Source organism: Algoriphagus sp. (assembly GCF_024642405.1).
Taxonomy (GTDB): domain Bacteria; phylum Bacteroidota; class Bacteroidia; order Cytophagales; family Cyclobacteriaceae; genus Algoriphagus.
Genome location: NZ_JAHEBC010000304.1, coordinates 1 through 4,684 on the forward strand (window position 1 = coordinate 1; position 4,684 = coordinate 4,684).

The window sequence follows — 4,684 nt, forward strand, 5'->3', positions numbered from 1 at the left end:
AGCTTCTGAAGAGAGATTAATTTCTGAAGTTTCGCCTTCGCAAATCTGATCTTCACCACTAATGCTTACTGGCGAACTTACCGTACCAGTCACTCGGATTGAAGCAAGAGACTCGGTTACATTTCCGGAGGTATCAACTACTCTTAGCTCCACGCTAAATTCCTTGCCAATGTCCTCGCAAGTCAACTCAGTTTTGTTTAATGTAACTTCCTCAATCTCGCAGTTATCACGGATCGATTCGATAAAGTCTTCAGGATTCAAAGAGATTGAACCTACCACCCGATCAAGAACTACTTCAATATCTTTTGTAACAATAACAGGAGGCAATTTATCCTCGACTTTTACTACCGATTCTTCAACCCATTCTGTACCTGCTTCATTTTTTATGGTAATAGTAATCTGGTTTTCACCCAAATCTTCGCAGTTAAAAGAGGAAAGACTTAGGACAATCTCCAAATTAGGATCACCTAAAGGCCAAGAAGAGAAAACATCCTCCGCAGAAAGTTCGGCCAGCCCATTTTCATCTAATGAAAGTTCAATTAATTCTAAAACAGGTGGATACGGAACTTCTGATACCTTGATCTCTATGGATTCTGAACTTACCAAGCAACCGCTTGCTAGCCTTAAAACTGCTGAATAAACTCCAGGCTCTGAAACCGCCAGGGTTTTTCCTGTTTGGCCAGAAACCAAACTTGTATTTCTTCTCCATTCAATCACTTCGTAGTCCAATTCAGCTCCAAGTTGCAAATTGACTTCACTTCCAGGGTATAATACACCTTCTGATGTGATAGAAACTTTAATAGACTCAACCAGATTCAAATTTGCAGTTGCCGGGAAAGATCTTGCATTTCCAGACGCATCCGAGACTGTAATCTCAAAAGTGACTGGATAGTTCTCGCGTTCAGAATCTACATCTGCACAGGTGATGGTAGATTGGCTGAGCTCGATAGTGATACCCTCTGAACCACAATTATCTGAAGGATATTCGTCAAAGAAATCCTCTGGATCCAGCACCAGCTCACCAACAGTCCGATCAAAGGTGAATGAAACAGGGGTGAATTTTTCAACAAATCCTGGTGGGAGCAAATCCCTTACTGTTACTATGGTTTCAACTTCTAAAATCGTTCCATCTGAATTTTCCAAAGTCACTAACACACGATTCTCACCTAGATCCGTGCAAAGGAATTCCGTTTTACTTATATCAATTGTAATAGTTTCATCCTCTAAAGGCCAAGTCTCAAAAATATCTTCTGGTTTTAAGGTTGCGATACCTTCTTCATTCAAAGACAATTCTATTTTTTCTTTAATAGTAGGGTAAGGCAATTCCTGAAGTTTTACTTCAACTATTTTTGAATAAACGATACAGCCCGATTCTAATCTAAGCTTTGCACGATATATGCCCTCTTCACTTACCTCAAGGGTTCTAGAAGTCTCGCCTGGAATTTCCACTTCGAATTTTTGCCATTCCAACACCTCATACCCCAATTCATCTCCCAATTTTATCTCTGCATTTTGACCTGGAAACAGCTTTACAGTATTTTCTAAGGATACTTTCTTTGATTCGAAAACATTCAAATTCGCAAAGGCATTGACTACAGTTGAATTATTATTATCATCCTTAATAGTTATTTGAACTGGCACCTGAGCAAAACCGCTTTCCTCATTAATATCCGCACAGGTAATTTCATATTTGTCAAATTCCAAGGTTAAGGCATTAGAACAATTATCTGCAGGATCCAAAATTGCGAAATCGGGACCATCTAAATTTACTGAACCTATAACTAGGTCAAATGCCAAATTAGCATTGTTAAAAGAAAAGGTAGGTGAAATGGTGTCTAGGACATAGATTTTGGTTATCTCAGACCATTCTTGAACCCCTATCCCCTTCTTTGCATTTATTTCAATGGAAGCTTCTGGGATGTCTGAACAAGACAACTCATTTTGTGACAATGTGAATTCCTCTGGCAAATAAGTTCCATAACTTTCAAGCAAATCACTCAGTTCAATTTGGACTTTACCCTCCTCATCAAGATATAATGTGATATTCTCTTTAAGAATTGGGTTTTCTAAATTTTCTAACTCCTCGAATTTCAGCAAAAATGTTCCGAAAGTAAGATCAGTATGAACCACTGGAAATGGCATATTTCCCTTTGGTTGTAAAGATTTATTCCAATTCAACGGAAATTGAAGAGTATTTCCATCGTATGTTCCACTTACGCGTTGCTCTGTATCAAATGGATTTTGGAAATCTATAATTTCATACTTTCTACCTTTAAATGAAGAAAAGTTTGAAAAGTCTATAACAGCAGAAGATGCATCATTAAGACTTATTATTGTCACATAAAATTTAGAAGGCTCATACTTGTTTTGAGTAACTAAAATCTCTTGTTGTTGAGCAGGAAATGACTTAAACTCTGAATTCAAGTCAAACCCAAAATCATCTTTCCAATCCTGAAAATTTAAACCATTAAAGGGGCTAGGAAAATTCGCAATATTATAAAGGCTGTTGGAATTCCAATCAGCTCCAGGAAAAGATGATTTATCTCCTAAGAACGCATAGAAATTACCATGAACGTTGTACAGGCGATTTGATTTCAAGACCAATCCTTCTAAAGGCTGAATTTCAACTTGATTTCCACCGCCAAAAACTGTGTTCTCAGTGAAGCTTATATTTTTATTGGGAGAATACGTTCTACCTAAGGTGACATTACTTACTTCCGCAGAACTAAGTCTAAATCCTTGTAAGTCTCTATAGAAAATATTTTCCTTGATTTCCATCTCGGAACTAATATTATTCCTTGAACCTACCGTAAAGTTATGCGGAGGTCTATGAACAAGTAAATTTACATCGGCTATTACTCCTGAATTGAAAGAAACATTACGGATTACTTTTATCCCTAAATTTTCAGGATTCGTGGTGTACAAATTGATTCCTTGTGAAGCATTTTGAAAAACGATATTGTTTTCAATTATTTTCGGCTGTGTAGGGTCAGCATGTTGAATATAAAAACCATGGCCCGTCCCTCTATCAGGTGCTTGGGAACCATTATTAAATACCACCGAACCATAAACTTCATTGTTGAAACCATTTCGCCAAAGTTCCACCCCACCACCGACTAAATCGTAAATCCAGCAATTGATGATTTTAATATTATCTCCAAAAACTGTAACGCCGGATTCATAGAGGATATCTGCAAAGCCATTTGAAGCATCGGAATTTCTAATAGTTGAAGAAGAGGTGATTCTTAACCCAATAAACCAGGTATAAGAACCACGAACAATTAAACCGGTCCCGGTAGTTCTATTCTTTGAAACATCAATGATTGCCCCACCGTCACTTTGAGAAATAACGATTATTGGGTTGTCCTCTGATCCATTCAAATTACTTGTGTAGTTCCCTTCATAGGTTCCATCGACAAGAATCAAAGAATCACCGGGTGCCAAAGGTGAAGAAAGACCCAATGCATATTCTAAACTCCAAGCTTGTCCTTCTTCATTGCCACTATTGGTAGAGCTACCTGAAGGCGAGGCATATTTAGTGGCTGCATTCAGCGAAAAAACTGAAATAAGAAAAAATAAAAGACCAGGGAACCAAATACGCATAAACTCTTAAAAATTAATTATTTACAACTAACTAAATCAACTTGAATTTATCAAGTTCAATTTCAATTTAAAAATTTTATTCCAAGTCAGATATATTTACTCAACCCTACTCTTAAGAATCAGCAATTGAACTGGGTTCACTGGATCGTTACTGAACAAATAGATATTTCTTTGATCAATTCCTTTTCTTCCGCTGGGGTCAAAAGTAATTCGAAGCTCTATCGATTCACCAGGGTTAATTTCAGTTTTGGAAACTTCCAGTTTTAAACATTTACAGTTCCCCTGAATTTTCCTGATTTCTAATACTCTCTGACCTTTATTAGTAATTTCCACTCTCTCATTCTTGATGGTGTTAGGTGAAATATTTTTCAAATCAATCTCATTTGCACTTAAAACCATTTGAGGTACTACATTAAGTTCATCTTTAGAGAAAGGTGGGAAATATTCAAAAACCTCAGCCAATACAGGAATTGGAATAACAGATAATGAATCCCAGGAAATTGCAAATTGATCTTCTACAAAACCTAGCTCACCTTTTATCATCCCATCGTAAGAAACTTGAATTAATCCCCTTTCTTGAGACCTGACAGAATCCGTAGCTTGGGAGATTTGAATAAACTCTGGCACATTGAATTTTAAACTATCTGCATAAAGAGTTTCTTCTCCAAAATTGTAAAACTCCAGCATCTTAACTTTCGGAACGTTGGTAAAAACCTCACCCATATTCAACTTGGGAAGCCGAAAACCAACATTTGCTATTTTAGTAGCATAAATTTTATCAGGATTTTCCGGATATGGAATTGCTGTACCTTCTATGAACAAGGTATCTTGAAGATTCTGAAGGTTCCCTTTTACAATGACTAATCGATTAAAATAACCTACCCCAGAAGAGGGATCAAAAGAAACTTGGAGTGTACCGGATTCCCCTACCTCGAGTGTGTCCTTCGTAAAATCTACTGTTGTACAGCCACAATCTGTCCAGACATCCTCAATGTAAAAAAGTGAATCCTGAGTATGAGTAAATTCAAATTCGGCAATTTGCTTCCCTTGCTCTTCAAAAACCGTCCCTAAATCAACTTTA

The 4,684-nt window shown here is 37.1% G+C and carries 2 protein-coding genes; both read right to left on the reverse strand.

The annotated features are described in order from the left end of the window. Positions 1-3,603 (reverse strand): right-handed parallel beta-helix repeat-containing protein (locus tag Q0L68_RS16625; protein WP_296705318.1); only part of this gene is annotated, 3,603 nt, incomplete at its 3' end. A gap of 96 nt (positions 3,604-3,699) precedes the next feature. Beyond that, positions 3,700-4,684: DUF1573 domain-containing protein (locus Q0L68_RS16630; RefSeq protein ID WP_296705319.1), on the reverse strand; the 985-nt coding region annotated here is incomplete at its 5' end.